General features: G+C 67.3%; 1 protein-coding gene. It reads left to right on the top strand.

From position 1 onward, the window contains the following. Window positions 1-315: transposase (locus I8N67_RS42090; protein WP_200309706.1), on the top strand; the 315-nt coding region annotated here is incomplete at both ends.

Below are 315 nucleotides of genomic sequence, written 5' to 3'. Positions count from 1 at the left end.
TGTTCACCGCCTCCCCCGAGCATCTGGCCCGTCTCGCCCTGTACCGCAAGGGCGAGTCGGATCTGCTGCACCGGGACGGCATGTGGTTCCTGAACGCCACCTGCGAGATCCCCGAGGCCGAACCCGACACCGGTACCGAGGGGTTCCTCGGGATCGACCTGGGCATCGTGAACATCGCCACCACCAGCGATGGTCAGGTCATGGCCGGACGCCAGCTCAACCGGGGACGCCTGCGCGAACGCGCGTTGCGCCAGAAACTGCAGAAGAAGAACACCCCCTCCGCCAAGCGCCGGCTGAAGAAGCGGCGCCGCAAGG

Source organism: Streptomyces adelaidensis (assembly GCF_016598475.1).
GTDB lineage: Bacteria > Actinomycetota > Actinomycetes > Streptomycetales > Streptomycetaceae > Streptomyces > Streptomyces adelaidensis.
Note: the sequence above shows the minus strand (reverse complement) of the source record. Positions and strands in the feature narration are given on the sequence as shown.